The organism is Saccharopolyspora sp. NPDC002578, from assembly GCF_053592695.1.
In genome coordinates, this window is sequence record NZ_JBSFWJ010000027.1 from 23,669 (window position 1) to 50,424 (window position 26,756).

Annotated in this window: 26 protein-coding genes; 21 read left to right on the forward strand and 5 right to left on the reverse strand. The window is 70.6% G+C overall.

The features are described 5' to 3' along the window. Positions 1-95 precede the first annotated feature (95 nt). From ACWD38_RS15145 to ACWD38_RS15165, 5 genes are all read left to right on the forward strand, one after another. The gene (locus ACWD38_RS15145; RefSeq protein WP_450124264.1) at positions 96-1,628 is read left to right on the forward strand and encodes an LCP family protein; all 1,533 of its coding nucleotides are present in this window, start codon (positions 96-98) and stop codon (positions 1,626-1,628) included. Positions 1,629-1,681: 53 nt separating this feature from the next. Then, positions 1,682-2,614 (forward strand): SurA N-terminal domain-containing protein, encoded by a 933-nt coding sequence (locus ACWD38_RS15150; RefSeq protein ID WP_450124265.1) that lies wholly within the window; start codon positions 1,682-1,684, stop codon positions 2,612-2,614. A gap of 189 nt (positions 2,615-2,803) precedes the next feature. Next, the gene (locus tag ACWD38_RS15155; RefSeq protein ID WP_450124266.1) at positions 2,804-3,883 is read left to right on the forward strand and encodes a MazG family protein; all 1,080 of its coding nucleotides are present in this window, start codon (positions 2,804-2,806) and stop codon (positions 3,881-3,883) included. A 265-nt stretch (positions 3,884-4,148) separates the two neighbouring features. Then, entirely contained in the window at positions 4,149-4,967 is an 819-nt protein-coding gene (locus ACWD38_RS15160; protein WP_343071176.1) for a lytic murein transglycosylase, read from the forward strand. A gap of 109 nt (positions 4,968-5,076) precedes the next feature. Further along, positions 5,077-5,892 (forward strand): lytic transglycosylase domain-containing protein, encoded by an 816-nt coding sequence (locus ACWD38_RS15165; RefSeq protein WP_343071177.1) that lies wholly within the window; start codon positions 5,077-5,079, stop codon positions 5,890-5,892. 75 nt (positions 5,893-5,967) lie between these two features. Here the strand turns inward: ACWD38_RS15165 and ACWD38_RS15170 are convergent, their stop codons facing one another. Continuing rightward, on the reverse strand, positions 5,968-6,345 hold the full coding sequence (locus ACWD38_RS15170) for a tetratricopeptide repeat protein (protein WP_184476704.1): 378 nt from the start codon (positions 6,343-6,345) through the stop codon (positions 5,968-5,970). 266 nt (positions 6,346-6,611) lie between these two features. On the opposite strand from ACWD38_RS15170, the gene eno reads away from it, so the two are divergent. The 3 genes from eno to ACWD38_RS15185 are packed head-to-tail and all read left to right on the forward strand — an operon-like array spanning position 6,612 to position 9,008. Further along, positions 6,612-7,898: a phosphopyruvate hydratase gene (gene eno, locus ACWD38_RS15175; protein ID WP_184476706.1), complete on the forward strand. Its 1,287-nt coding sequence runs from the start codon at positions 6,612-6,614 to the stop codon at positions 7,896-7,898. 56 nt (positions 7,899-7,954) lie between these two features. Further along, complete coding sequence (locus ACWD38_RS15180; protein WP_184476708.1) at positions 7,955-8,506, forward strand: FtsB family cell division protein; 552 nt, start codon at positions 7,955-7,957, stop codon at positions 8,504-8,506. Between the two features lie 4 nt (positions 8,507-8,510). After that, complete coding sequence (locus ACWD38_RS15185; protein WP_184484654.1) at positions 8,511-9,008, forward strand: DUF501 domain-containing protein; 498 nt, start codon at positions 8,511-8,513, stop codon at positions 9,006-9,008. 15 nt (positions 9,009-9,023) lie between these two features. On the opposite strand, the gene ACWD38_RS15190 is transcribed toward ACWD38_RS15185, so the two are convergent. Further along, the gene (locus ACWD38_RS15190; protein ID WP_450124267.1) at positions 9,024-10,706 is read right to left on the reverse strand and encodes an isovaleryl-CoA dehydrogenase; all 1,683 of its coding nucleotides are present in this window, start codon (positions 10,704-10,706) and stop codon (positions 9,024-9,026) included. Positions 10,707-10,971: 265 nt separating this feature from the next. Between ACWD38_RS15190 and ACWD38_RS15195 the strand changes: the two genes are divergently transcribed. The 7 genes from ACWD38_RS15195 to ACWD38_RS15225 all read left to right on the forward strand — a co-directional run bounded on the left by ACWD38_RS15195 (position 10,972) and on the right by ACWD38_RS15225 (position 19,714). After that, positions 10,972-12,723 (forward strand): lytic murein transglycosylase, encoded by a 1,752-nt coding sequence (locus ACWD38_RS15195; RefSeq protein WP_450124268.1) that lies wholly within the window; start codon positions 10,972-10,974, stop codon positions 12,721-12,723. 239 nt (positions 12,724-12,962) lie between these two features. After that, positions 12,963-13,916, forward strand: coding sequence for a Ppx/GppA phosphatase family protein (locus tag ACWD38_RS15200; protein WP_450124269.1), 954 nt, complete (start codon positions 12,963-12,965; stop codon positions 13,914-13,916). A 205-nt stretch (positions 13,917-14,121) separates the two neighbouring features. After that, the gene (locus ACWD38_RS15205) at positions 14,122-15,753 is read left to right on the forward strand and encodes a peptide ABC transporter substrate-binding protein (RefSeq protein ID WP_184476713.1); all 1,632 of its coding nucleotides are present in this window, start codon (positions 14,122-14,124) and stop codon (positions 15,751-15,753) included. A gap of 69 nt (positions 15,754-15,822) precedes the next feature. Next, a complete protein-coding gene (locus ACWD38_RS15210) occupies positions 15,823-16,749 on the forward strand; it encodes an ABC transporter permease subunit (RefSeq protein ID WP_184476715.1) in 927 nt (308 codons plus the stop codon). Continuing rightward, positions 16,742-17,701 (forward strand): ABC transporter permease, encoded by a 960-nt coding sequence (locus ACWD38_RS15215; protein WP_184476717.1) that lies wholly within the window; start codon positions 16,742-16,744, stop codon positions 17,699-17,701. Before ACWD38_RS15210 ends, ACWD38_RS15215 begins: the two co-directional genes overlap by 8 nt. Positions 17,702-17,712: 11 nt before the next feature. Further along, positions 17,713-18,720 carry an ABC transporter ATP-binding protein gene (locus ACWD38_RS15220; protein WP_450124270.1) on the forward strand — a complete coding sequence of 336 codons (1,008 nt, stop codon included), beginning with the start codon at positions 17,713-17,715 and terminating at the stop codon, positions 18,718-18,720. Beyond that, complete coding sequence (locus ACWD38_RS15225) at positions 18,713-19,714, forward strand: ABC transporter ATP-binding protein (protein WP_450124271.1); 1,002 nt, start codon at positions 18,713-18,715, stop codon at positions 19,712-19,714. The genes ACWD38_RS15220 and ACWD38_RS15225 overlap by 8 nt, the downstream gene beginning before the upstream one ends. Before the next feature lie 81 nt (positions 19,715-19,795). Here the strand turns inward: ACWD38_RS15225 and ACWD38_RS15230 are convergent, their stop codons facing one another. Both ACWD38_RS15230 and ACWD38_RS15235 read right to left on the reverse strand, forming a co-directional pair. Further along, positions 19,796-20,620: an SAM-dependent methyltransferase gene (locus ACWD38_RS15230; protein WP_246456656.1), complete on the reverse strand. Its 825-nt coding sequence runs from the start codon at positions 20,618-20,620 to the stop codon at positions 19,796-19,798. A gap of 226 nt (positions 20,621-20,846) precedes the next feature. Next, positions 20,847-22,316, reverse strand: coding sequence for a S10 family peptidase (locus ACWD38_RS15235; protein ID WP_184476723.1), 1,470 nt, complete (start codon positions 22,314-22,316; stop codon positions 20,847-20,849). Here ACWD38_RS15235 and ACWD38_RS15240 point away from each other — a divergent pair. Further along, on the forward strand, positions 22,315-23,136 hold the full coding sequence (locus ACWD38_RS15240; protein WP_450124272.1) for a uracil-DNA glycosylase: 822 nt from the start codon (positions 22,315-22,317) through the stop codon (positions 23,134-23,136). The genes ACWD38_RS15235 and ACWD38_RS15240 overlap by 2 nt on opposite strands. A gap of 68 nt (positions 23,137-23,204) precedes the next feature. On the opposite strand, the gene ACWD38_RS15245 is transcribed toward ACWD38_RS15240, so the two are convergent. Further along, a complete protein-coding gene (locus ACWD38_RS15245; protein WP_184476727.1) occupies positions 23,205-23,759 on the reverse strand; it encodes a hypothetical protein in 555 nt (184 codons plus the stop codon). Positions 23,760-23,900: 141 nt separating this feature from the next. On the opposite strand from ACWD38_RS15245, the gene ACWD38_RS15250 reads away from it, so the two are divergent. From ACWD38_RS15250 to ACWD38_RS15270, 5 genes are all read left to right on the forward strand, one after another. Then, positions 23,901-24,203, forward strand: coding sequence for a type VII secretion target (locus ACWD38_RS15250; RefSeq protein ID WP_184476729.1), 303 nt, complete (start codon positions 23,901-23,903; stop codon positions 24,201-24,203). Between the two features lie 18 nt (positions 24,204-24,221). Then, on the forward strand, positions 24,222-24,941 hold the full coding sequence (locus tag ACWD38_RS15255; RefSeq protein ID WP_184476731.1) for a hypothetical protein: 720 nt from the start codon (positions 24,222-24,224) through the stop codon (positions 24,939-24,941). A 1-nt stretch (position 24,942) separates the two neighbouring features. Next, entirely contained in the window at positions 24,943-25,332 is a 390-nt protein-coding gene (locus ACWD38_RS15260) for a hypothetical protein (RefSeq protein ID WP_184476733.1), read from the forward strand. A 301-nt stretch (positions 25,333-25,633) separates the two neighbouring features. Continuing rightward, positions 25,634-26,035, forward strand: coding sequence for a hypothetical protein (locus ACWD38_RS15265; RefSeq protein WP_450124273.1), 402 nt, complete (start codon positions 25,634-25,636; stop codon positions 26,033-26,035). A 35-nt stretch (positions 26,036-26,070) separates the two neighbouring features. Then, positions 26,071-26,583 (forward strand): type II toxin-antitoxin system VapC family toxin, encoded by a 513-nt coding sequence (locus tag ACWD38_RS15270; RefSeq protein ID WP_450124274.1) that lies wholly within the window; start codon positions 26,071-26,073, stop codon positions 26,581-26,583. The last annotated feature ends 173 nt before the right edge of the window (positions 26,584-26,756 follow it).

Below are 26,756 nucleotides of genomic sequence, written 5' to 3' on the forward strand. Positions count from 1 at the left end.
GTGCGAGAGGACAGCGGCGGCCGAGTGCTCCTCGTCGTCCGGGACCGTCCCGGCCGGGGGAGGAGACGACGGTCCGCAGGCCCGTCGTAGCGCGCGTGGACGAGCGGGATCATCGCAGGCCCAAGCCGAAGCGCCGCGCGGGGCGGGTGTTCGGCCGCGTGCTGATCGCCCTGCTGTCCGTCGCGGTCCTGAGCACCAGCGCGTACGCGTGGGGCACGCTCAAGGGCTGGACCGGGGGGATCACCGGGAGCGACGTGATCGGCGGCGGGGTCAGCGCCCCGGACGGCGCCGTCGACATCCTGCTCGTCGGCAACGACAGCCGCACCGACGCGGAGGGCAACCCGCTGCCGGAGGACGTGCTGCGCGAGCTGCGCACCACCGATGACGAGGGTGGCGACCTCACCGACACGATGATCCTGATGCGCATCCCCAACGGGGGGCAGCGCGCCAGCGCCGTGTCCTTCCCGCGCGACACGCTGGTCGGCCTCGGCAACGGGCACGGCGAGCACAAGCTCACGGAGGCCTTCAACACCGAGCGCATGGCCGCGTTGCAGGAGTTGGAGGACGACGGCGTGACCGATCCGAAGGAGCAGGAGCGGCAGGCGCGGACCGCGGGCCAGAAGTTCCTGATCGAGACGATCGAAGACCTTTCCGGCGTGACCATCGACCACTACGCCGAGGTGAACCTGCTCGGGTTCTACGAGATCACCAAGGCCGTCGGCGGCGTCGATGTGTGCCTGGTGGACGACGTGGACGACAGCAGGTTCTCGGGCGCGGTGTTCAACGCGGGCCCGCAGACCGTCGCCGGCGCCGACGCGCTGGCATTCGTGCGCCAGCGCCACGGCCTGCCGCGCAACGACCTGGACCGCGTGGTGCGCCAGCAGGTGTTCATGTCCGGTCTGGCGAGCAAGATCTTGTCCGCGGGAACGTTGAGCAACCCGGTGCGGCTCGGCGAGCTGATGGCGGCGCTGCGCAAGTCGGTGGTGCTCGATTCGGGCTGGGACGTCGTGGACTTCGCGCAGAACATGCAGGGCATCGCGGGCGGCGACATCGATTTCCAGACCATCCCGGTGGAGCTGGTCGGGGAGTCCGGCAAGGAGGACGTGACGGTCGACGAGGCGGAGGTGCGGCGGTTCGTGGCGAACCTGCTGCTGTCCCCGCAGGAACGCGCGGTGCGCCAGCAGGCGGAGCGCGCTCCGCAGGAGCAGACCTCGCAGGCGGAGACCTCGTCGGAGGAGACGAGCCGGAGCCCGTCGAAGACGACGGTGAGCGTGTACAACGCTTCGAGCGTCACGGGGCTCGCGGCGAGCGTGCTGGAACGCCTCACCGGTGAGGGGTTCCGCTCCGGTGCCACGGGCAACGCCGAGGCGATGAGCTCGTCGTCGGTGCGGGTCGCGGTGGGTGAGGAGGCCGCGGGCGAGCAGGTCGCGGAGGCGCTCGGCGGCCTGCCGGTGCGCACCAGCGGCGCCGTGGAGTCCGGCAGCGTCGAGGTGTACTTGGGCGCGGACTACGCGGGTCCGGGGGCGCAGAACTTCGCCGGTGCGCGTCCGCTGCGCCTCGACGGGCTCCAGCGGGCGCAGGTCCCGGACCAGCCGATCACCGCGGCCGGTGTGCCGTGCGTGAATTGACGGGGCGGGGATGAGGGTTCACCCCGAGATGATCTCGTGAGAGGGTGATCGCTGTGAGCTCCGTCATCTCCCGCCTCCGTCCGCTCGCGTTGGTCGCGCTCTCGTGCGCGCTGCTCGCCGGTTGTGGTGTCGAACCCGGCCGGGTCGGTGCGGCGGCCTTGGTGGGCGACGCGCGGATCCCGGTCAGCGAGGTGCAGGGCCGGTACCGCGCCGTGCTGGACAAGGAGCCGGAAGCCAAGGCGCAGCTCGCGGAGCAGGAGCAGCTCGGCGAGTTCGGCCGCAGGCTCGCCGGTGATCTGGCGCGCCGGGCGCTGGTGGACCAGGCTGCGAAGGACGAGGGCCTGCGGGTGGACGAGCGGCGGGTCCGCGAGGTGATCGACTCCGCGGGCGGCGAGCAGGCCGCCAGCGCCGGGCAGATCTACACCGCCGACGACATGGCGGCCGTGGTGCGCAGCAAGCTGCTGACCGCCGAGCTCGGCCGCCGCTACATCGACCGGGTCTCCATCACCTACGACGTCACTTCCGCCGCCACCCGCGGTGAGGCGGAGCAGAAGGCGCGGCGGATGGCGCGCGGCGACGCGGAGTCGACCGCCGTCGTCACGGCCGATCAGCAGGCCGGCCAGGGCGCGGCGGCGGATCAGCGGCTGCGTTCGGCGGATGTGCCCGACTTGGCGGCGGGCACTCCGCTGTTCGGTGCGCAGGCGGGCACCGCGATGGCCTTCGAGCTGCAACCGCAGTCCGGCCAGTGGTCGGTGGTGCGGATCAAGCGGCGCGACGTCGCCCCGGCACCGCCCAAGCCGAGCGCGGCGGGTGCGGACGAGATGCGGATGCAGTCCTTCGGCGATCAGCTGCTGCGGGTGACCGCCCAGCGGGTCGGTGTCGAGCTGAGCCCGCGCTACGGAGTCTGGGACCAGCTCGCGCTGGGGGCGGCTCCGAACAAGGACGAGACGATCGGGTTCGTCTTCCCCGCCGCCGACCGCTCCTGATCGCCGGTCCGCTGCCGGTTTCCGGGCGGCCGCGCCGATCTCGATGAGCCGCCCGACCACCGAAGATCACCCGCATGGGGTGACGCGCCGGTGTGTCGGACGGGGTGCGCCGGTGCGCCGGGGGCAGGCTCGGCGATATGGATCAAGCGTTGCGGCGAGGGCGAGAATCGTGGTTGCGACAATCGCACCATGCAGAGTGCACGTTCGGCGGATCACGTGACCGGCGACCGTCCGAACACCCCGTCCGGGGCGTTCGGGACGAGCGCGGATTCCCCATCCCGGCCGGTGGTTCCGGGGTCGGCGGTGGTCGTCGTGGACGACCGGCTCGGGGACGTGATCCCGGCGGCGGCGGTGCCCGCGCTGCGCCGTGCGGCGGCGGTCTACGTCGCACCGGGTCTGTCGGCGGCGACGGTGGAGGCGCTCGACGAACCCCCGGCTCCGGCCGTGGAGGCGTTGCTGGACCAGGCCGCGCGGGAGCCGATCGTCCTGGTCGCGCCGGACCTGAAGTCGACGCAGGCGCAGGCGTTGCGCGAAGCCGGTGCGGCGTTGCTCGGTTCGCATCCGCCGGTGGGCGTCGAGCTGCTGGACGCGGTGACGGTGATGGATCGGCTGCGCTCTCCGGGCGGTTGCCCGTGGGACGCGGAGCAGGACCACGATTCGCTGCGCCGCTACCTGGTGGAGGAGACCTACGAGCTGCTGGACGCGATCGACCAGCGGGATCGCCCGTCGTTGCGCGAGGAACTGGGCGACGTGCTGCTGCAGGTCCTGTTCCACGCCCGGATCGCGGCCGAGGACGCCGCCGATCCGTTCGGGGTGGACGAGGTGGCCGCCGACCTGGTGGGCAAGCTGGTGTCCCGGCACCCGCACGTGTTCACCGAGGTCGAGTCCGTGCACGACGCGGAGTCCCAGCAGCTGCGCTGGGATGAGCTCAAGCAACGGGAGAAGCAGCGGGAGTCCATCGTGGACGGTGTCGCGACCGGTCAGCCCGCCGCCGCGCTGGCGGCGAAGCTGGTGCAGCGGGCCGAGCGGGCCGGAGTGCCGCGCGAACTGGTCGCGGTCGGGGAATCACCCGGTGCGGTCTTGTTCGACCTCGTCGCCCGCGCCAGGCTGGCCGGAGATGATCCGGAGGACGACCTGCGCACCGCCGCGCTCGCCTTCGCCGGCCGGGTCCGGGACGCCGAGGCCGCCGCGCGCAACGACGGTCAGGACCCGCACGCGCTCGGCTCCGAGCAGTGGAGCCGCTACTGGAGCACGGCCGTCGGGGAGTGACGCGGAACGCGGGCTCCTTCGCGCCACGCCGCGGGAGGAGTCGGCTCGGCTTCGAGGATTGACGGGCCGATGGGCCACCACCTGCGGAGATCGTTCCGATGTGTCCTCAGTGGACAGATGTGGTCGCCTTCGCTCACGGGGCGAACCGCGAGGCCGCCGGAATCGTTGTCCTGGTCGGTGCTCGCATCGCAACGTGCGAAAAGTCCGGTTCGCCACTGAGCACGACCTGACATGTGCACACTGGAGTGGGAGAGGGAGGACATTCGTGTCGCAGCAACTGAGCACGTGCAGACCGTGGCGGCTCGCCGGAGTGGTACCGATCATCGCACTGCTCGTCTCGTGCGGCTCGGAACCGAGCAGTTCTCGCCAACAGACCCAGCCGAGCGTGCAGGCCGATCCCCCCACCGCGGTGGCGCCCCCGGACGGCGGCGTCACCCCGCCACCGCTGACGGTCCTGCCCGCGGGTACCCCGCCGCTGCCTACCACCGAGCGACCGCAGCTCCAGCTCGAAGCCTGGTCGGAGTCGATGTCCGACGAGCTCAACATCCCCCGGGCGGCATTGCAGGCCTACGGCTACGCGGCCCGCGCGGCCGAGGCCAGCCACCCGGGTTGCGGGCTGACCTGGACGACGCTCGCGGGCATCGGCGCCATCGAATCCAGCCACGGCCGCTTCAACGGTGCTCGCCTGGACGAGACGGGCAGGCCCAGCGTGCCGATCATCGGCCTGCCGCTGGACGGCAGCCACGGCGTCAAGCGCATCGACGACACCGACGGTGGACTGCTCGACGGCGACCCGGTGTTCGACCGGGCCATCGGGCCGCTGCAGTTCATCCCCACGACCTGGGAGCGGTGGGCCGCCGACGCGGACGGCGACGGCGTCGCGGACCCGCACGACATCGACGACGCGGCGCTCGCCGCGGCGCAGTACCTGTGCACCGTCGGCGGCGACATGAACGACCCGGACCGGTTCTGGGCCGCGTTGCTCGACTACAACGAGAGCCACGACTACGGCCAGGACGTGCTCGACCACGCCGACCACTACGGCAAGACCAGCCGGACCCTGAGCGCGGAGGGCGGACGATGATCCCGTGGCGCGCGGAGGGACGGTTTCCGCTGGGTGCGGTCGTCTCCGGAAGTGGGTCGATTTGTGCTCGCTCCTAGTTCTCCCGGATACCGCCAAGTAACCTGATCGCGTGACCGTCCCCACCGCATCCCGGCTGCGTGGCGTAGTCGCCGCCGTCGGGCGGTTGGCCGTCGCGCTGGCCCTCGTAGCCGCGATGGGGGCCGGCGTCGCGCTGGCCTCGACCCTGAGCCGCCCGGAGGCCGCGCCCGAAGCCGGTCCGCCGCCGGAACAGGTCGTGGAACCGGCGCCGGTCCTGCCCGGCTCCGCCGCGCCGCTCGCGCAGGAACCCGCGCAGCAGCCCGCCCCCGTCGGTGAAGACCCCGTGCGGGAGTGGGCGGATCAGGTCGCCTCCGTGGTCGACGTGCCGTCCCGCGCGCTGCTCGCCTACGTCAACGCGGACCTGGCGATGCGCCAGTACAAGCCGGACTGCCGGATCTCCTGGGCCACCATCGCCGGGATCGGCCGCATCGAGTCCAACCACGGCCGCTACGGGAACCGGGTGCTCGGCGACGACGGAATGCCCTCGCAGCCGATCATCGGGATCGCGCTGGACGGCACTCCCGGCGTGCGTGCCATCGGCGACACCGATGGTGGCGCGCTGGACGGTGACCCCACGCACGATCGCGCGGTCGGGCCGATGCAGTTCATCCCGTCGACCTGGCGGAAGTGGGCCACCGACGGCAACGGCGACGGGCTCGGCGACCCGCAGAACCTCGACGACGCGGCGATGGCCGCCGGTCGGTACCTGTGCTCCAGCGGGCGCGACCTGACCACCGGTGACGGTTGGTGGGGCGCGGTGATGTCGTACAACAACTCCGTCGAGTACGGGCAGAAGGTCTACGCGATCGCCGAGAGCTATTCGAAGGCCGCCAGCAGGCGGCAGTGACCCTCCCGCGCGGAGGAGCACGCCGCGTCCGGATCACCGCGACCCGCCGGGCACGACGTGCTCGGCGGATCGCGGTCAGCCGTCGCGGCGGGCGAGCCTGGCGTTGATCTCGCCCAGCGCTTCCTGGTACGCGGGAACGGGGTGCATCGTGGCGGCCATCTTCACCTGGCTGCGGGCTTCCCGGAGCCGGCCCTGCCGCTGGAGCGTGCGGCCCAGGACCAGCCGGGCGTAGTGGTCGGACGGGTCGAGTTCGATCACCCGCAGGAACGCGAGCTCGGCCCGGCGGAATTGGGCGGAGAACAGGTAGGCCCTGCCGAGCAGCAACTGCACGGAGGGCTTGTCCTCGGCGATGTCGAGTACGGGTTGCAGTGCGCGGAGAGCTTCCCAAGGTCGGCGCTGGGCTACCAGGCTCTCCGCCCGGCGGAACGCTTCAACGGTGCCTTCGCTGCTCATGACCCGGACAACGGTACGTGCCGACCCCGGTGCGCATCGACGTCCGAGCGGATGTTATCGCCCGCCGTCCCAGCATGTGGTGATCACGCCCCGTGGTGATCTGATCGATCACGACGGGCGGGGCGTACGACACACCAAGTCGGCCGCGTCGACGCCGACGCCACCGATAGGCTCATGGTCGGTCGTCGGGCGTTCGGCGCCCGCTCGCGCGTCCAACGGCGAGGCGGGCGGGCCGCCCATACCTCAAACCCTGGTTAGGAGCACACGTGGCGATCATCGAGCAGGTCGGCGCCCGCGAGATCCTGGACTCGCGCGGTAACCCCACCGTCGAGGTCGAAGTGGCACTGGAAGACGGCACGCTGGCCCGCGCCGCGGTCCCCTCGGGCGCCTCCACCGGTGAGCACGAGGCGGTCGAACTGCGGGACGGCGACGCCGAGCGCTACGGCGGCAAGGGCGTCGAGAAGGCCGTGGAAGCGGTGCTGGACGAGATCGGCCCCGAGCTGGCCGGTCTCGACGCGACCGAGCAGCGCGTGGTGGACCAGAAGCTCGTCGACCTCGACGGCACCCCCGGCAAGTCCCGGCTGGGCGCCAACGCGATCCTCGGCGCCTCGCTCGCGGTCGCCAAGGCCGCGGCGGACTCCGCGGGGCTGGAGCTGTTCCGCTACGTCGGCGGACCGAACGCGCACGTGCTGCCGGTCCCGATGATGAACATCCTCAACGGCGGCGCGCACGCCGACACCGGTGTGGACGTGCAGGAGTTCATGATCGCCCCGGTCGGCGCGGACTCCTTCTCCGACGCGCTGCGCTGGGGCGCGGAGACCTACCACGCGCTGAAGTCGGTGCTCAAGGCCAAGGGCCTGCCCACCGGCCTGGGCGACGAGGGCGGTTTCGCCCCGGACCTGCCGAACAACCGCGAGGCGCTGGACCTCATCGCCGTCGCCGTGGACAAGGCCGGCTTCAAGCTGGGCACCGACATCGTGCTCGCGCTCGACGTGGCCGCCACCGAGTTCTTCGAGGACGGCGCCTACACCTTCGAGAAGGCCAAGCGCAGCGCCGAGCAGATGACCGGTTACTACACCGAGCTGCTCGACAACTACCCGCTGGTCTCCATCGAGGACCCGCTGGGCGAGGACGACTGGGACGGCTGGGTGCAGCTGACCAGCGAGCTCGGCGAGCGCGTGCAGCTGGTCGGCGACGACCTGTTCGTCACGAACCCGGAGCGCCTCGAAGAGGGCATCAACCGCCGCGCGGGCAACGCGCTGCTGGTGAAGGTCAACCAGATCGGCACGCTCTCGGAGACGCTGGACGCGGTCAACCTGGCCAACTCCTGCGGTTACAAGAGCATGATGAGCCACCGCTCCGGCGAGACCGAGGACACCACCATCGCCGACCTCGCGGTGGCCACCGGCTGCGGCCAGATCAAGACCGGTGCCCCGGCGCGCAGCGAGCGGGTCGCCAAGTACAACCAGCTGCTGCGCATCGAGGAAGCGCTCGGGGATGCCGCCCGCTACGCGGGTGAACTGGCTTTCCCGCGGCTCAACCCCGAGGCGTGACATCCTGGTCACCAGCGGTCGGAACGGCCGGGTGACCACGACGACAGGTGCGGACGATGCCGAGCGGGCGATCTTCTGATCGACAGCAGCGCCGTCGGGCAGGCACGGCCTCCTCGACGCGCGGGAACGGCGCGAAGCGCCGTTCGGATGCGCAGACCCCTGCGAAGCGGTCCGGGACGCGGCCGGGAACCCAAGCGGGTTCCCGGCCGCGGCCGAAGAACAAGTCCCGGTCGGAGACCGCGGGTGCGTTCAAGCTGTCGTCGACCAGGCGGGCCGCGCTGCTGGCGCTGCTGCTGTGCGCGATGGCGCTGAGCGTGTCCGTCCCGCTGCGCACCTACCTCAGCCAGCGCGGCGAGCTGGCCGCGCAGGAGCAGCACCGCGCCGAGCTCACCCAGCAGGTGCGGGAGCTGGAGATGCGCAAGGAGCAGCTTTCCGACCCGGAGCGGGTGGAAGCCGAGGCCCGCTCCCGGCTGGGTTACGTCCGGCCCGGCGAGACGCCGTACATCGTGGAACTGCCCGGCCGACCGACGGCGCCGCCGGCGACTCCGGCACCGGAGGACGACGGTGCCTGGTATTCGGATCTGTGGAAGTCGCTGACAGGGAACTGACGTGATCAACACTTCGACGGTCGCCGCGAGCGACCGGGACAGCATCGCCCGCCAGCTGGGCAGGCCGCCGCGCGGTCTGCGCGCGGTCGCGGCGCGCGACGTGGCGGGGGAACCCACCGTCGTGCAGACCAACCCGCGGCTGGAGGACGGCACGCCGTTCCCGACCTTGTACTACTTGACCTCGCCGAGGTTGACCGGTCACTGCTCCACGCTGGAGGCGGAGGGCCTGATGCGGGAGATGCAGGACCGGCTCGCCGAGGACCCGGAGCTGGCGCGGCGCTACGCCGAGGCGCACGAGGCGTACCTGGCCGAGCGGGACGCGATCGAATCGCTGGGTACCCGGGTCACCGCGGGCGGCATGCCGGACCGGGTGAAGTGCCTGCACGTCCACGTGGCGCACTCGCTGGCCAAGGGCCCCGGCGTGAACCCGTTCGGCGACGAGGCGCTGGAGATCATCGAGCGGCGCTGGCCGGAGAAGCCGAGCACCGATCCCGCGAGCTGAACCGCCCTCCGGTGATCAGCTCGCGGGCGTGACGCGGTCGAGCAGGTCGAGGCCGAGGCCGTCCGCGGCGGTGCCGAAGGAGCGTCCCACGTCGGGGACCAGCCGCGTCGCCACGAAGGCGTCGGCGACCTCGTTCGGCGCGTGCCGCCGCAGCAGCGCGGCCTGCAGGGTCAGCGCGATCAGCTCGGCCAGGCGCCGGGCCCGGACAGGGCTCGGCGCGGCCAGTTCCGCCCGCAGCCGCGCCAGCGCCTCGTCGTAGCGGGCGTCGCCGCCGCGGGCGGTGTCGAGCTCGGCGAGCAGCGCCGCCGCCGACTCGGGCTGCTTCTCCAGCGCGCGCAGCACGTCGAGCGCGGTGACGTTGCCGGAGCCCTCCCAGATCGACATCAGCGGCGCCTCCCGGTAGAGCCGCGGAAGGCCCGACTCCTCGACGTACCCGTTGCCGCCGAGGCATTCCAGCGATTCGGCGACCGCGGTCGAGGCGCGCTTGCACACGTGGAACTTCGCCGCGGGCAGCGCCAGGCGCAGCAGGGCGCGTTCGGCGGGGTCGGCCTGCCCGTCGACCGCCGCCGCCAGCCGCAGCGCGAGCACCGTCGCCGCCTCCGACTCCAGCGCCAGGTCCGCGAGCACCGCCCGCATCAGCGGCGCGTCGGCCAGCGGTGCGCCGAACGCGCTGCGGTGCCGGACGTGGTGGGCGGCCTCGGACAGCGCGATCCGCACGTTCGCCGCCGAGCCGAGCACGCAGTCCAGCCGCGTCATCGACACCATCTCGATGATGCAGCGCACGCCGCGGCCCTCTTCGCCGACGAGGTGCCCGAGCGCGCCGGTGTACTCCAGTTCGGCGGAGGCGTTGGACTTGTTGCCGAGCTTGTCCTTGAGCCGCTGCAGCCGGATCTCGTTGCGCCTGCCGTCGGGCAGCACGCGGGGGAGCACGAAGCAGCTCAACCCGCCGGAGGTGCGCGCCAAGGTGAGGAACAGGTCGTTCATCGGCGCGGAGGTGAACCACTTGTGCCCGGTGAGCCGGTAGGTGCCGTCGGCGAGCGGTTCGGCCGCGGTGCTGTTGGCGCGCACGTCCGAGCCGCCCTGCTTCTCGGTCATCGACATGCCCGCCAGCAACCCGGCCTTGTTCGCGGCCGGCCGCAGCCCGAAGTCGTACGTCGTGGAGCGCAGCCCCGGCTCGTACTGCTGGGCCAGCGAGGGGGAGTGCCGCAGCGCGGGGACGGCGGCGAAGGTCATCGAGATCGGGCAGCCGTGCCCGGCTTCGGCCTGCGACCAGAGGTAGAACCCGGCGGCCCGGCGGGCGTGCGCGCCGGGCCCGGCGTCCGGTGCCCAGGGCGCGGCGTGCAGTCCGTGGTGGACGGCGCGCTCCATCAGGTGGTGCCAGGAGGGGTGGAAGTCGACTTCGTCGGCCCGGTGCCCGTAGCGGTCGTGGGTGCGCAGCGCGGGCGGGTTGTCGTTGGCGGCGCGGCCGTGCTCGCGGAGGGCGGCGGAACCGGCTTCGGCGGCGATTTCCCGCAGTCCGGGCAGCGCGTCGGCCCCGGCGTACCGGGTGATCGCGTCGCGCAGCGCCGGGTCGCAGGCCAGCGGGTCGAAGCCGTCGAGCGGCGGCGGCTGGTTGGTCACCCGGTGGGTGGACCAGCGTGCGGCGTCCGGATCCGCGGGACGGGAGGAACTGGAGCGAGGCTCGCCGCTGAGCATCATGCTCCGCAGCGTAGGTCACGTGGCTACCGTTGAGTAGCCTCCGCGATCTTGCCGGGTGGCCGCACGAGTGGAGATCCACTCCATCGTGTTCACGAGGACTCGATCAGTCGGCGTTGATCACAGTGCATGATCGAACCCGCTATTAATGCCACTCGATGGAGTGAGCGCGAGAGTCGCAACGCGCCGCTTCGTGCCACCGTAGTGACGGATCCACCGCTGGGAGCGATGCCCGAGCGCGGACGATCTCGTGGGGGCTGGAGGCACCGTGGCAGTTCGCAACACCCGTCCCACCGCTCGCCGCCGGAACCGGCGCAGGTGGCGGGCGGCCACCGCGCTCACGCCCACGCTGCTCCTCGTCGCCGCCTCCAGCACCCTGCTGTCCTTGCCACCGCCCACCATTCGCGACGGTCGCGCCGAGTCCGCTCCGGACGGCGGCCTCTACGGAGCCAGCGGACACCTGCCGCAGACCAGGGAACCCGGCACGCACGTCCTCGACCTCGCCGGACGACCGCAGCGGATGCCGGGCCCGCCCGACGACGCGCCGCGCGGACGCCTCGACATCCCCGAACCGATGATGGCCGCCTACGTCGGCGCCGCCGACCGGCTCGCCGGATCCCATCCCGGCTGCGGAGTGCACTGGTCGGTGCTCGCGTCCATCGGCCGCATCGAATCCGGGCACGCCCGCGGCGGGGAGATCGACGTCAACGGCACCACCCTCTCGGCGATCCTCGGGCCGCGGCTCAGCGGTGGCCCCGGCGTCGCCGCCATCCCGGACACCGACGGCGGCACCCTCGACGGCGACCCGGTGTGGGACCGCGCGGTCGGAGCCATGCAGTTCATCCCGGGCACCTGGAACAAGTTCGCCATCGACGGCAACGACGACGGCGAGCTCAGCCCGCACAACGTGCACGACGCGGCGGCCACCGCGGGCGCCTACCTCTGCGACGGCGGCGGGGACCTGCGGGAACCGCGCGCGCTCGCCGAGGCGGTGTTCCGCTACAACCACTCCGACGACTACGTGCGCACCGTGCTGCGCTGGGCGGACGCCTACGCGGGCGGCGCGTTCCCGCTGCCGCTGGAACCGCTGCCGGAGGTCGACGGGCACGACGTGCTGGCGGGCAGCCGGTTGCCCGCCGCGCAGTCCGAGCGCCCGGTGGCGGCCTCGCCGGAGGCCTTCGGCTCGGGGGCGTCGGCGCTAAGCCCGCCGTCGCCCGCCGCGCCGCCGGAACCGACCGTGGACGCGCGCCCCACGTGGCCGGGCGCCTCGGCCGGGCCGGTGGACGTCGAACCGTGGCCCGGCGCGGCGCCTCCGCCGGCGAGCGGCGAGACCGTGCCGCCCGGCGACGCCGACCCGGTCGTACCGCCCGGTGCGCAGGACCCGGTCCCGCCGCAGCCCCCGGCGAGCGAAGTGCCGCCGTCGGAGGGCGCACCGCCCGTCGAACGGCCGCCGTCCACCGAGGCACCGCCCGAGCCGCACCTCCCGCCGGCCGATGGCGCCGCGCCTCCGGTGCCGCCCGCGTCCGAGGTGCCGCCGGAACCGGGCTCGTCGACCACGGCTCCCGGATCGGCGACGACGCCACCTCCCGGCTCGCAGCAGCCGGAGCCGTCCGGCTCGCAGCCGGTCCCGCCTCCTCCGGCGGGCGCGGTGACGCCGCCGTCCGCGGAACCGAGCTCGCAGCCGTCTGCGACGTCCGAACCTTCGGAGTCGTCGGCGAGCCCGTCCACCGAGCCCTCGCACCTGCCCGGTTCGGTGCCGCCGAGCCAGAGCGGAACCTCGACCCAGCCGAGCACGCCGGTCGCGACGGAGCCGGTGGCGCCGGTGCCGTGCGAGATCACCGCGCTCGACGAAGGCCGGTTCGTCCCGCGCGAGCAGGCCGAGACCGCGGGCACTCGCCTGGAGCCCGGCACCACCGACCCGCGCACCGCGGTCCCCGGCGAGGTCGTGTTCGTGGAGTCCGCGACGTCCGGACCGCTGGAGCCGTGCGAGATCCCCGCGGAGTTCAGGCCTGCCTCGTGATCATCCGATCAGGTGATCGAGTTCTGCTGCGGAGCCGGTGCGTCCGGTCCGCGGGACCTGGTTGCGCAGGGGTCGACGGCGTTCACCCTGGTCGGTGATGATCTCGGTGGCACGCGGTGCCGACACGCCACCGGTGAGTCCGCGCACGTCGATTCGGGGCAGCCGCTAGCGTGGTCGCCGATCGAGGACGGGGCGCCCGCGCGCCGCCTCGGAGCACCGACCAGAGCAAGGAGTACCCCATGTCACGGGTGGCCGCGATCGACTGCGGAACGAACTCGATCCGGCTGCTGGTGGCGGACGTGACCACGAGCTTCGACGGTGCCCGCGACCTGCGCGACGTGCACCGCGAGATGCGCGTGGTGCGGCTCGGCCAGGGAGTGGACGCCACCGGCAGGCTCGCCGAGGAGGCGCTGGAGCGCACCCGCGCGGCGCTCGTGGACTACGCCGCGATCGCGCGGCGCAAGGGCGTGGAGCGGGTCCGGATGGTCGCCACCTCCGCCACCCGCGACGCGGCCAACCGCGAGGACTTCTTCGCGATGGTCCGCGACACGCTCGGCGTGGACGCCGAGGTGATCACCGGCGACGAGGAGGCGCGGCTGTCGTTCATCGGCGCCGTCGGCGACTTCGACCCGTCCGACGGTCCGTTCGTGGTCACCGACGTGGGCGGCGGCTCGACCGAGCTCGTCGTGGGCCGCTGGGACGGCGCGCGGGCCGAGATCGAGGCGGCGTACTCCGCCGACATCGGCTGCGTGCGGCTCACCGAGCGGTGCCTGCACACCGATCCCGCGTCCGAACAGGACGTCGCCGAGGCCGAGCGGGTCGCCCGCGTGATCCTGGACGACGCCTTCGCCGCGGTCGACGCCTCCGGTGCTCGAACCTGGGTCGGAGTGGCCGGAACGGTCACCACGCTGTCCGCAGTGGCGCAGAACTTGCCGGACTACGATCCGGCGGCAATTCACCTTTCCCGTTTATCCCAGAAACAGCTCGAAGAAACGACTTCGGAGCTGTTGACGATGAGTCATGAAGAACGCGCCGCGATCGGTTCCATGCATCCCGGGAGAGTCGACGTGATCAGCGGCGGAGCGCTCGTCGTCAAGGTCATCGCCGACGAGCTGGCCGAACGCGCCGGTATCCGCGTGATGTCGGTCTCCGAGCACGACATCCTCGACGGCATCGCGCTGTCTATCAGCTAGTTCTCACAGTGTGGTCGTCCGGCTCCGGGGCGTGGGTCCTGGGTTTCTGGACCGAACCAGAAAGTGACGGATTTGTGACAGGGCAACGCAAGTGAGGGTTTCTCACATATGTTTACGCTCGTCTATCGCGGCGGTGAACAACTCCGTCGTGCGTGATGCCCCCAAGAATGGTCCTCGGGGCAGGGGTGGAAGTGGGAGGGTATTGATGCGTAAGCGACGTTTGACCGCCTGTGTGGCGGTCCCGCTGGCAGTCGGGCTGCTTGCCAGCGGTTGCGGCGGAGGGGGCAGCGCGACCGAGGAGGGCTTCATCTCGGTCAACTCCACGGAGCCCGAGAACCCGCTGGTTCCCGCCAACACCACCGAGACCGGCGGAGGCAACGTCGTCGACGCGATGTTCACCGGTCTGGTCGGCTACGACCCCGAGACCAGTGAGCCGTACAACGAGGTCGCCGAGTCGATCGACACCCAGGACAACAAGGTCTTCACCATCAAGCTGAAGCCGGGATGGACCTTCCACGACGGAAGCCCGGTCACCGCGAACAGCTTCGTGAAGGCCTGGAACTACGCCGCCTACGCGCCCAACGGCCAGTCCACGACCTCCTTCTTCGAGCAGATCCAGGGCTACCGCGACGTCAGCCCCGCCGACCCGGACGGCGACACCGGCCCGCAGGAGCCGCCGCAGCCGACCGCCCAGGAGATGTCCGGGCTGCGCGCCGTGGACGACAGCACCATCTCGGTCACCCTGGACGCGCCGTTCGCCACCTGGCCGACGATGCTCGGCTACACGGCCTTCTCGCCGATGCCGGAGAGCTTCTTCGCCGATCCCGAGGCGTTCGAGGAGCACCCGGTCGGCAACGGGCCGTTCAAGTTCGAGTCCCGGCAGCCGAACACCGACATCAAGCTGGTCACCAACGACCAGTACGCGGGGCAGAACAAGCCGCAGATCCGCGGCGTCGAGTTCCGCATCTACAACGAGCTGGAGACCGCCTACCAGGACCTGGTCTCGGGCAACCTGGACTTCGTCGACCAGGTCCCGCCGTCGGCGCTGGTCGGTAACAAGTGGCGCACCGATCTGCAGGACCGGGTCGTGGACAAGGAGATGCTGAGCAACAACGCGCTCCAGCTCCCCCTGTACGACCCGAAGCTCAAGGACCCGCGCGTCCGCCACGCGCTGTCGATGGCGATCGACCGCAAGCAGATCACCGACACCGTCTTCGAGGGCTCCTACCTGCCCGCGACCGGCTGGGTGCCCAGCGGCCCGATCAAGGGTTACGAGGCCGGCGGTTGTGGCCAGTACTGCGAGTACAACCCGCAGGAGGCCAAGAAGCTGCTCGACGAAGCTGGCGGCTTCAACGGTCCGCTGACGATCACCTCCAACGCCGACGGCGGGCACAAGGAGTGGGTCGAGGCGATCTGCAACCAGCTCAACACCAACCTCGGCGTCCAGTGCGCGTTCAACCCGGTGCCGACGTTCGCCGAGTTCCTGAAGATGCACGACGAGAACGCCCACACCGGCCCGTTCCGGTTCGGCTGGCTCGGTGACTACCCGGCGGCCGAGACCTTCCTCGGCAAGATCTACCGCACCGGCGCTTCGTCGAACTACATGCGCTACTCCAGCCCCGAGTTCGACGCGGCGATGAGCCGGGCCGACCAGGCTCCGAGCGAGGAGGAGGGCCTGCGGCTCTACCGCGAGGCGGAGAACATCCTGGCCAAGGACATGCCGTCGATCCCGCTGTGGAACCAGAAGGCCCAGTCCGGCTACTCGGACCGGATCAGCGACGTGCACGTCAGCTTCGACCGGAAGCTCGACCTGGAACTGGTCAAGCTCAATCCCTGATCGCATTGCTGCGGGTCCGGTCCGCGAAATCGCGGGCCGGACCCGCCTGCGTCCTAGAGGAGGTTCGGCGTGGGGCGCTACGTACTGCGGCGGTTGCTGCAGCTCATCCCGGTGTTCATCGGGACCACTTTCATCATCTACTGCCTGGTGTGGGCGCTCCCCGGCGACCCGTTCGCGGGTCGGTGCGGCGATCGGCCGTGCCCGCCCGCCTACATCGCGGAGATGACCGAGAAGTACAACCTCAACGATCCCGTCTACGTGCAGTACTTCAAGTACCTGTGGCAGCTGCTGCAAGGCGACTTCGGCGACACGTACTCGGGGCTGGCGGTCAACGAACTCGTCGGCAACGCCTACCCGATCACCATTCGGTTGGCGATCGTCGCGCTGGTCATCGAAGCGGTGATCGGTATCGGAGCCGGCATCCTCGCCGGTCTGCGGGGACGTGGCTTCCTCGACAGCCTGGTGTTCATGTCGACGCTGTTCCTGATCTCGCTGCCGGTGTTCGTGACCGGCTTCGTGCTGCAGGTGCTGCTGGGCACCGAGTGGGGGCTCATCCGGCCGAGCGTCAGCTCGCAGGCCACCTGGGGTGAGCTGATCGTTCCCGGACTGGTGCTGGGCAGCCTGTCGATGGCCTACGTGTCGCGGCTGATGCGCACCTCGATGATCGAGAACAAGCGCGCCGACTACGTGCGCACGGCCACCGCGAAGGGCCTGCACCCGCGCCGCGTCGTCGGGGTGCACCTGCTGCGCAACTCGATGATCCCGGTGATCACGTTCCTGGGCACCGACCTCGGGGCGCTGATGGGCGGTGCGATCGTCACCGAAGGCATCTTCAACATCCGGGGCATCGGCGGGCTGATCTACGACGCGGTGCTCACCAAGGAGGGCACCACCGTCACGGGCATCGTGACCTTGCTCGTGCTGGTGTACCTGCTGATGAACCTGTTGGTCGACCTGCTCTACGCAGTGCTGGACCCGAGGATCCGATATGCCTGAACCGACTGTCTCCGCCACCACCGCGCAGCCGACCGACTCCGAGCGGACGGCGGCCGAGCCTGCCTCGGCCGCTCGCCCCGAGAAGCCCCGCGGGCTCTGGGGCGATGCCTGGCAGGACCTGCGCAGGCGACCGATGTTCCTCGTCGCCTCCGCGATCATCCTGCTGCTGCTGGTGATGGCCGCGTTCCCGCAGCTGTTCACCTCGCTGGACCCCACGCGGGGTTCGCTCTCGCACGCGCGGGAGCTGCCTTCGGCCGAAGCGTGGTTCGGCTACGACACCCAGGGGCGCGACATCTACGCGCGGGCGATCTACGGAGCGCGCGCCTCGATCATCGTGGGTGTGCTCGCCACGGTCGTGACCGTGCTGATCGGCTCCATCTTCGGCCTGGTGGGCGGCTACCTGGGCGGCTGGCTGGACAACCTGCTCTCGCGGTTCGCCGAGATCTTCCTCGGCCTGCCGTTCGTGCTGGGCGCCATCGTCATCCTGACCACGCTGAACCCGGCCACGGGCATCCCGGACCCGGTGCGGATCATCACGCTGGTGATCCTGTCGATCTCGGCGCTGTCCTGGCCCATCGCGATGCGGATCATGCGTTCGGCCGCGATCTCGGCCCGCGAGCAGGACTACGTGAAGGCCGCGCGAGCGCTCGGTGCGAGCCCGGCGCGGATCATCTTCCGGCACATGCTGCCGAACTGCCTGGCTCCCGTGCTGGTCTACGCGACCATCGCGCTGGGCGGTTTCATCGGCGCCGAGGCGACGTTGTCGTTCCTCGGGCTGGGCCTGCGCTCACCGGTGGTGTCCTGGGGCGTGATGATCGCGGATTCGCGCGATTACATCTCCGTCGCCCCGCACCTGCTGATGTTCCCCGCAGGCTTCCTGGTGGTGACCGTGCTGGCATTCGTGATGCTCGGTGACGCCGTCCGCGACGCGCTCGACCCGAAGCAGAAGTAGGAGGTACCGCTGTGTCCGAGAAGGACGACAACGCAGGCGGACGGCTGCTCGACGTCGAGGACCTGCACGTGGAGTTCCGCACCCGCGACGGCGTCGCGAAGGTGCTCAACGGCGTGAGCTACCACGTCAAGGCCGGTGAAACGCTGGCGGTGCTGGGCGAATCCGGTTCCGGCAAGAGCGTCACCGCGCAGACGGTGATGGGCATCCTCGACACCCCGCCGGGGTTCGTCACCGGCGGCGCGATCCGCTACGACGGCGAGGACCTGCTCACCGCCACCGAGGACCGGCGCAGGCAGCTGCGCGGCGAATCGATGTCGATGATCTTCCAGGACGCGCTCTCGGCGCTGAACCCCGTCTACACGGTGGGGTTCCAGATCGCCGAGCAGCTGCGCACCCGGCGCGGCATGTCCCGCAAGGACGCCACGGCGCGCGCGGTGGAGCTGCTGGACCAGGTCAAGATCCCGAACGCCAAGCAGCGCGTGAAGGAGTACCCGCACCAGTTCTCCGGCGGCATGCGGCAGCGCGCGATGATCGCGATGTCGCTGGCGCTGGACCCGGAGCTGCTCATCGCGGACGAGCCGACGACGGCGCTGGACGTGACGGTGCAGGCGCAGATCATGGACCTGCTCGACGAGCTGCGCCGGGACCGCGGGATGGGCCTGATCCTCATCACCCACGACCTGGGCGTGGTCGCGGAGGTCGCGGACCGGATCGTGGTGATGTACGCGGGTCGCATCGTGGAGTCCGCGGACGCCTACGGGCTCTACGAGCAGCCCGGCCACCCGTACACCGAGGGCCTGATGCGGTCCATCCCGCGCCTGGACCTCAAGGGCCAGGACCTGGAGACGATCAAGGGCCTGCCGCCGAACCTGATGAAGATCCCGAGCGGCTGCCCGTTCCACCCGCGTTGCCCGCGCGCCGAGGACCGCTGCCGCGAGCAGGTGCCCGAGCAGCACCAGCTGGGTTCGGGCCGGACCAGCGCCTGCCACTTCGCCGAGGAGCTGATGACCAGTGAGTGAGCCGATCCTCGAAGTGCGGGACCTGGTCAAGCACTTCCCGATCAACCGGGGCGTCGTCTTCCAGCGGACCGTCGGGCACGTTCGGGCCGTCGACGGCGTGTCCTTCGACCTGAACAAGGGCGAGACGCTGGGCATCGTCGGCGAGTCCGGCTGCGGCAAGTCGACGCTCGCACAGGTGCTGATGCGGCTGGAGAAACCGACCAGCGGCACGGCCACCTTCGAGGGCCGCGACATGTTCAAGATGAGCGGTCCGGAGCTGCGCAAGTTGCGCCGCGACATGCAGATCGTGCTGCAGGACCCCTACACCTCGCTGAACCCGCGCCGCACCGTCGGCGACATCATCGGGGAGCCGTTCGAGATCCACTCCGAGGTGGCGCCGAAGGGCGATCGGCGGCGCAAGGTGCAGGAGCTGCTGGACCTGGTCGGGCTCAACCCGGAGCACATCCAGCGCTACCCGCACCAGTTCTCCGGCGGTCAGCGCCAGCGCATCGGCATCGCGCGGGCGCTGGCGCTGCGGCCTAAGGTGATCGTGTGCGACGAGCCGGTGTCCGCGCTCGACGTCTCGATCCAGGCCCAGGTGATGAACCTGCTCGGTGAGCTGCAGCAGGAGCTCGGGCTGTCGTACGTGTTCATCGCGCACGACCTCGGCGTGGTGCGCCACCTGTCGGACCGGGTGGGCGTGATGTACCTGGGCAAGATGGTCGAGGTCGGCACCGACGAGCAGATCTACGAGCACCCGCAGCACCCGTACACGCAGGCGCTGCTGTCCTCGGTCCCGGTGCCCGATCCGACGTTGCGCGGCAAGCGCGAGGTCATCCGGCTCACCGGTGACGTGCCCAGCCCGGCGAATCCGCCGTCGGGCTGCCGGTTCCGCACCCGCTGCTGGAAGACGCAGGACATCTGCGCGGAGAAGGTCCCGGAGCTGGAGGTCCGGCTGGGAGACCACCCGTCGGCCTGCCACTTCGCGGAGGAACACCCGCACGTCGTGGCGTGACGGTCCGGACGGCGCCGGGTGGCGGGATCGAATCCCGTGCCCGGCGCCGTTCGTTTTCTCCGGGGCGTTGAGCGGATCTGCTCAGCCGTCGAGCAGGCCCACTCCGCCGTAGGCGTTGGCCTGGGCGGCCTCGCCGAAGCTGATCTGGGTGTCCGGGCGCCACAGCGGTGAGAGCACCAGGCCCGGATCGGCGAGCCGGTAGCCGTTGAACAGGCTCGCGATGCGGTCGCGGTCGCGCCACAGCACGGGCGTCGGGGTGCGGCCCATCACCTCGTGCGCCACCCGCACCTGCTCGTCGGTGGCCGACACCTGCGAGATGTGCGAGATCGCCAGCCAGCTGCCGGGAGCGCTCACCGCGCGGTAGCTCGCGACCAGCGCGTGCGCTTCGGCGTCGTCGGGCACGAACGGCAGGATCGCGATGGCCAGCACCGCCACCGGGCGGGAGAAGTCGAGCATCCCGGCGACTCCGGGCGCGGTGAGCACGCTTTCCGGGTCGCGCACGTCGGCTTGGGTGATCGTGACGTTCGACTGGCCGGCGAGCATGCGCTGCGCGTGCGCCACGGCGACCGGCTCGTGATCGACGTAGCCGACCTTGGCGGCCGGGTTGATCCGGTGCGCGATCTCGTGCACGTTGCCGACGGTGGGGATGCCGGAGCCGAGGTCGAGGAACTGGTCGACGCCCTGGGAGAGCAGGAAGCGCACCGCCCGGCCGAGGAACGCGCGGTTCGCCTTGGCGTACACCGCCGACTGCGGCAGGACTTCCAGCGCGTCGTCGGCGGCCTTCCGGTCGATCGCGAAATGCGCGGAGCCGCCCAGGTAGTAGTCGTACATGCGGGCCGAGTTGGGACGGTCGGTGTCCGGTACCGAAGGCATCGACGGTGGCCCGGTGCGTTCGTTCTCGCCCATACCTTTGATGTTGCAACAAAAAATCGATCTTGACCATGCCGTGTTGGTCACTCCGCCGGGACCATGGCGGATTTCCGCCACGTCAACGCGGTGGTGCAACCGAATCGTCTTGATGCAATTCGTGATCGCATTTTCACGGAAAGTGAATAATGGTCGCGCGAAATGAGACCGCACCGTCGTCCGGGGCCGCCCGCGCATCTGCGGCAGGCGGCCCCGGAATCGCCGGCTAGGAGTCCTGCCGGATGAATTCGGCCAGATCAGCGGACTGCTGGAGCCGGGACGGCTCGTGCACGTACATCATGTGGCCCGCGTCGTAGTAGCGGACGTCGATGTTCGCGCGCAGCTCCTCCGGAATCGGCAGCCGGGCCAGCACGTGCTCCGCGGCGTAATACGGCGTCGCGCCGTCGGTGTAACCGGCGGCGACGTGCACCCGCAGATGCGGATTGGCGCGCATCGCGGCCCCCAGCTTGTCCACCACCGAGACCGAGGAACCTTCGAACTCCTTGTACGACCACGGCTGCACCCGATTGCTCAGCAATGCGTAGGGCAGGTCGTTGGCGTAGTCGAGTTCCTGGCGCAGGTAGTGGTTGATCGCCGCCGAATAGGCGCCGATGATCCCGGACACGCTCGGATCGTCGGTGAGGCGTTCCCCCGCGGAGTCGGGTTCCCAGCCGAGGAAGCGCCCGTCCATGCGGCCCACGGTGCGCCGCTCGTCGCGCAGCAGCTCGGTGAAGAACCGCAGGTGCTCGATGCGCAGGTTCGCGCGGTCCACGTACTCCTCGGACAGGCCGGTGAGCTCCGCGGTGCGCCGGATGATGTCGGCGCGCTCGAACGCGGGTAGCCGCGCGCCGCGGGACAGCGCCCACGCGTAGTCCCCGGAGGCGAACTTCTCCGCCTCGTCCAGCACTTCCCGCAGCGGCCGGTCGCCGTGCCTGCCGTGGTGGTGCGCGATGGCCGCGTACGTCGGCAGGTACAGCTGGTACGGCAGGTCGTTGCCGTCGGTGAACCGGATCGTGCCCATGTCCAGCACGGACGAGATCAGCAGCAGCCCGTTGAGGTACAGCCCGTGGCGGTCCTGGAGGTGCTCGGCGAGCGCCGCCGCGCGCAGCGTGCCGTACGACTCGCCCGCGAGGTACTTCGGCGACAACCAGCGCCCGTTGCGCGAGGTCCACAGCCGGATGACCTCACCGACCGATTCGATGTCGCGCTGGTAGCCGTGGAAGTCGGCGGGTTCGCCGCCGTTGACCGCGCGGGAGTACCCGGTGGAGACGGGGTCGATGAACACCAGGTCGCTGTGCGCCAGCAGGGTTTCCGGGTTGTCGGCGAGCCCGTAGGGCGGGGCGGCGAGCGACCCGGTGTCCCCGGACACCACTCGTCGCGGCCCCAGCACCCCGAGGTGCAGCCACACGCTCGCCGATCCGGGACCGCCGTTGAAGGCGAAGGTCACCGGGCGCGGCTCGGCGCTGTCCACGACGTAGGAGGTCAGGTGGACTTCGGCCTTCGCCTTGAGCCCGTCGAACTTGCCGTCGGTGGTCGCCTCTTCGCGCAGCACGATGCGGCCGGTCGTGGCCGTGTAGGAGAGCTCACCGCCGTCCGCGGTGATCGTGTGGTGCGTGCTGACCAGGTCATCCGCCGGCTCCGCCGGGGTCGTCGTTTCCTGCCCGGCTTCGCCGGTGCTCGTTTCGGTGGCTGCCATGACCGAACTCTACGTGCCGGAACCCGCGCCCCGGCGCGGATTCTGCGACGGTGGACGCGTGATCCCCGAGCTGATCGACGACCCCGTCACCGACCCCGCCGGCGCGGCGCGCGGTGCCCGCGACCTCGGAGACCTCGACGACGCGGTGCCGCACTGCGCGGCGTGCCCGCGGCTGGTCGAGTGGCGCGAGCGGGTCGCGCGGGAGAAGCGGGCGGCGTTCCGCGGCGACACCTACTGGGGTCGCCCGGTTCCCGGTTTCGGCCCGCCGGACGCGGCGATCGCGATCGTCGGTCTCGCTCCCGCCGCGCACGGCGCGAACCGGACCGGCCGGATGTTCACCGGTGATCCTTCCGGTGACGTGCTCTACCAGGCCCTCTACGACGTCGGTCTCGCCTCGCAACCGGACGCGCACCGGCTCGGCGACGGATTGTCCTTGCGCGGCACCAGGATCACCGCGCCGGTCCGGTGCGCCCCACCGGAGAACAAGCCGACTCCCGCCGAGCGCGACACGTGCCGCCCGTGGCTGGCGCGCGAACTCCTGCTGCTGCGCGAGACGGTGCGGGTGGTGCTGGTGCTCGGCGGTTTCGGCTGGCAGGCCGTGCTGCCGGTGCTGGGGGCGGCGGCGTGGCAGGTGCCCGCGCCGCGCCCCAAGTTCGGGCACGCCGCCCAAGTCGTCCTCCCCGCCACCGACGGCGGCCGAGATCTCCACCTGCTCGGCTGCTACCACGTCAGCCGGCGCAACGTGCAGACCAAGCTGATGACACCGGCGATGCTGCGCACCGTCCTGGAACAGGCGAAAGACCTGGCGGGCCTCGGCTGATCGCGGTCGCTGGCCGACGGAGGCCGATCGATCCGGGCTGATCTCCACGGCACCGCCGGGGGCACGTATCAGGCGGAGTGGTCGTCAGCGGTGCGCAGTGCGGTGACGAACGCCGGGTGCGGGGCCGTCAGCACGACTTCGGAACCGTCCTCCGAGGTGCGCGCGCCGGTGATCCGGGGCAGCGATCCGAGCACGAACGGCACGACCGAGACGATCGCCGCGAAGAAGCCGCCGAGCAACGCCGCGCCGAGGGCAGGGCTCTGCACCCCGGTGATCAGCCGCGCCGCAAGCGCCCCGGCGATCAGCACCACCCCGCCCCAGAACAGCGCGTTCGCCAGCACCAGCCCGGCGGTCCGCTGCCGAGCGCACGTCGTGCACAGCGGCCAATCGCGCACTCTGGTGATCCGCACCTTCTGCGCGCGTTCACCGAGCCTGCCCGCCACGCCGAGCGGGTTGGCGCTCATGGCTCGGCTGCCCTGTGGTTCGGCGCGCGACTGGAGGGCGAAATCGACCGAGCGGGCCGAATTCCGCCCGTGCCGAGCGCAGCACCCCGGCAGCGCGCCAGGGGTCTCCGCCACCTGCGCGGGCACTCTGACCTGCTCCGGCAGCTCGTTCTTCCGCATGTTGACCCCCGTACGACGAGACGGACATTTCACTCTATCGGTGTGGTAAAAAGCAGCCGCCAAGCGGTTTCCTGCGAGGGTGCGGCTGCCCGCCGGGCACTCGCGGGAGCGCACATCTGGGGGAAGGAGTACCGCGCTGAGATGGGTTTCACCGCGGATCCGAAGAGCATCGGTGACTTCGCCAGCAGTCTTGGTGAACGCGTCAGCGACGCCAACAAGGCCGTCGACTACGTCGAGGAGTGGATCAGTTTCGGCTACTCCGAGGGGCGCATGTTCGTCACGGCGGTCGAGGCGGCAGAGGACGCGAAGGCGGCCTTGACCGCCAACTACCGGAAGTTGGCGGAATTGCAGCGAACCGCGTCCTCCGAGGTGGACAAGGCCGCGCAGTTCTACCGGGACACCGACAGCGACCAAGCCGAGCGGCTCGACCGCTCCTACGAATGAGAATCAGAGGTTTCCGCGATGGGGGATTCACCTGCGTCGGTGCTGACCGCGCCGACGCCGTCCGATCCGATACCCGACCTGGTCGAGAACGTGCTCGGGGCGAGCCAGTACATCAGCTTGTCCTACTGGGTCGGTCAGGCCGCGGACATGGTGTGCGGGACGAATCCGTGGGCCTGGGTCGCCGAGCAGTTCGCCGGTGACTGGGAAACCGTGCAGAAGGCCGGGGTGGCGCTGGAGAACTTGGCCGAGTTCAACGTCGAGTTCGCCCGTGCCAACACCACCGGGATGGACGGGGTCGCGCACGACTGGACGGGTATCGCAGCCGACGGTGCTGCCGCCTACTTCGGTGAGTTGAGCAAGGCGATCAGCGCGCAGGAAGAGACGTTGCGCCAGCTCTCCTCGCAGTTCAACGACATGGCGGTCGGCATGTACGAGGCCGCGAACTCGATCAAGAGCTTCCTCGAGATGTTGTTGGACCTGCTGATCGCGATGGGCCTGGAACTCGCCGCCGCGGCTGCGAGCAGCTGGACCGTCATCGGCCCGGTCCTGTCCGGGGCGGCGTTCGCGGCGACCTTGACCAAGGCGATGGGGGTGTGGGGTCAGGCACTGCAGGCGCACACGATCGCGTGGAACGCCGCCCAGGGTTTCGTCGGCCTGGTCGCGGGCTACGCCACCGCGCTGCGGGACCTGGACCAGCACGAGCTGCCCGAATCCGGCTACCACCACCCCGGGGTGTGACGTGCGGGAAGAGGACGAGGCCACGCTCGACGTGGCGCGTGGCGACGTGGCGTTGTCGAAGCACCTGAAGAACTCGCTGGGCGTGCTGCGGGACAAGGTCGACGACCCGAACTTCAAGCGTCTGGTCGACGACGTGCTGGCCGGGAAGCAGGGGCTTCGGGACGCGTTCACCTCGGATGCTTTCTCGGCCGCGCTCGACCCGCTGGTCCGCAAAGGTGCGGAGGACTACGACAAGCTCTCCGAGCAGGAACGCTCCGAGCTGGCCAAGACCGGCGAGCAGCAGTTCGCCGAACTGCGCGAGCAGGAGCGGACCGCGGCACCGCCGAACCGGTCGCGTCCCGAGGTGCCGGAGGAGGACGAGGACTTCAGCCAGCGAAGCTGGCTCGAATGATCCCCTCGCGCGCGGACGTGCCTGCGTCGGCTGCGTCAGCGACCGGGCGCACCTGACGGGCAGGTCTCGGCTCGAGGGGCGAGCAGCACGAACCCGGCAGGTCCGCCCCGGGCAGCACGGTGCTGGAGATGATCGGCGAGGGCTGGCCGCGGCTGCTCTCGGACCTCAAGACCCTGCTAGAGACCGGTGACGTCCTGCCGTCCGCTTGATCGGAACGGCGCTGTCGACGCTGATCACTTGATGGGGTGATCTGCGGGTTCGGTGCTGGATCGGCGGTTACCACCGCCGGTAGCATCGAGTCATGGATGCGGAGACGAACGGCGAAGGCGACCTGCGGACCCCTGCTCTGCAAGGGCGGAAGTTGCCCGAATTGGCGGATCGGCTGGCGGAGCTGCTCGACCGGTACCGGGCGGCGGATCCACCGCCCGGTACCGCCGATGTCGTGCTGCCCGCGGCGGCCGGTGAGATCCGGACGTCGGGTCGGGCGCGCAAGGTGAGCGTGTCGATCCCGGAGGACCTCACCGCGGCGGTGCAGCGCCGGGCCGGGCCGGGCGGGTTCAGCCAGTACGTCACGGACGCGGTGGCGCGACAGCTGGAACTGGACCTGCTCGCGGAGCTCGCCGACCTGATGGAGGGCGAACACGGCCCGGTTTCGGCGACGGCGTTGGCGGAGGCGAGGTGCGCATGGGCGGACCGCGAATAGCGGCGGGCGGAACGCTGATCTTGGACGGATCCGCGGTGGCCGAGCTCGCCGCGGGTGGTGCACGAGTCCGCGCGCATCTGGAGATCGCTCGTGAGCGCCGAGCGCGGGTGGTCATCAGCGCGGTGACGCTCGCCGAGTCGTTGCGCGGGGATGCGGTCGGGGCGGCGCTCGACGAGGTGCTCGCTCGGATCACTGTGCTGCCCGTGATTTCGGAGATCGCTCGACTTGCGGGAAAGCGCTCGGCCCGCGGACCGGGTGATCAGGCCGAACGGTCAGGTGTCGATGTGGATGCGCGGACCGAGTCCACAGTGGACGCCATCGTTGCGGCGACCGCACTGCGGTGCGCCCGTCCGGTCGTGCTGCTCACCGCGGTGCCCGAGGTGATGCGTCGCCTGCTCGCGGAACTTGCGGTGCTCGGGGAAGTCGAGCCGTCGGGGATGTCGGAGACCGCGAAAGTGCAGGCAGGAGAGGAGATTTTCATGGACGAACGCGGCGGCGGGGCGGTCCGGCGAGCGGGTCGGCCACGGGTGGCCATCGCGCAGGCGTGACCGGTGTTCGTGACCGATGTTGCCGCGTCAGATGATCGGTACCGGTTCAGGTCGTCTGACCACTGGTGTTGTGATCGAAAGTCTGCGTGGTCTTCGGTCGAATCAGCGGCCGCGTTGATCAAGCTGGCAGTGATTCACCTGGTCAGTGCCGCTGAAAGCCGAACAATCGCCGA

What these genes read in the sequence shown, in the direction of transcription:
- ACWD38_RS15155 (WP_450124266.1), top strand. Translation starts at nt 2,804, where the DNA reads ATGCAGAGTGCACGTTCGGCGGATCACGTGACCGGCGACCGTCCGAAC.
- ACWD38_RS15170 (WP_184476704.1), bottom strand. Translation starts at nt 6,345, where the DNA reads ATGAGCAGCGAAGGCACCGTTGAAGCGTTCCGCCGGGCGGAGAGCCTG.
- ACWD38_RS15180 (WP_184476708.1), top strand. Translation starts at nt 7,955, where the DNA reads ATGCCGAGCGGGCGATCTTCTGATCGACAGCAGCGCCGTCGGGCAGGC.
- ACWD38_RS15190 (WP_450124267.1), bottom strand. Translation starts at nt 10,706, where the DNA reads ATGATGCTCAGCGGCGAGCCTCGCTCCAGTTCCTCCCGTCCCGCGGAT.
- ACWD38_RS15200 (WP_450124269.1), top strand. Translation starts at nt 12,963, where the DNA reads ATGTCACGGGTGGCCGCGATCGACTGCGGAACGAACTCGATCCGGCTG.
- ACWD38_RS15205 (WP_184476713.1), top strand. Translation starts at nt 14,122, where the DNA reads ATGCGTAAGCGACGTTTGACCGCCTGTGTGGCGGTCCCGCTGGCAGTC.
- ACWD38_RS15215 (WP_184476717.1), top strand. Translation starts at nt 16,742, where the DNA reads ATGCCTGAACCGACTGTCTCCGCCACCACCGCGCAGCCGACCGACTCC.
- ACWD38_RS15230 (WP_246456656.1), bottom strand. Translation starts at nt 20,620, where the DNA reads ATGGGCGAGAACGAACGCACCGGGCCACCGTCGATGCCTTCGGTACCG.
- ACWD38_RS15240 (WP_450124272.1), top strand. Translation starts at nt 22,315, where the DNA reads ATGACCGAACTCTACGTGCCGGAACCCGCGCCCCGGCGCGGATTCTGC.
- ACWD38_RS15235 (WP_184476723.1), bottom strand. Translation starts at nt 22,316, where the DNA reads ATGGCAGCCACCGAAACGAGCACCGGCGAAGCCGGGCAGGAAACGACG.
- ACWD38_RS15245 (WP_184476727.1), bottom strand. Translation starts at nt 23,759, where the DNA reads ATGCGGAAGAACGAGCTGCCGGAGCAGGTCAGAGTGCCCGCGCAGGTG.
- ACWD38_RS15250 (WP_184476729.1), top strand. Translation starts at nt 23,901, where the DNA reads ATGGGTTTCACCGCGGATCCGAAGAGCATCGGTGACTTCGCCAGCAGT.
- ACWD38_RS15255 (WP_184476731.1), top strand. Translation starts at nt 24,222, where the DNA reads ATGGGGGATTCACCTGCGTCGGTGCTGACCGCGCCGACGCCGTCCGAT.
- ACWD38_RS15265 (WP_450124273.1), top strand. Translation starts at nt 25,634, where the DNA reads ATGGATGCGGAGACGAACGGCGAAGGCGACCTGCGGACCCCTGCTCTG.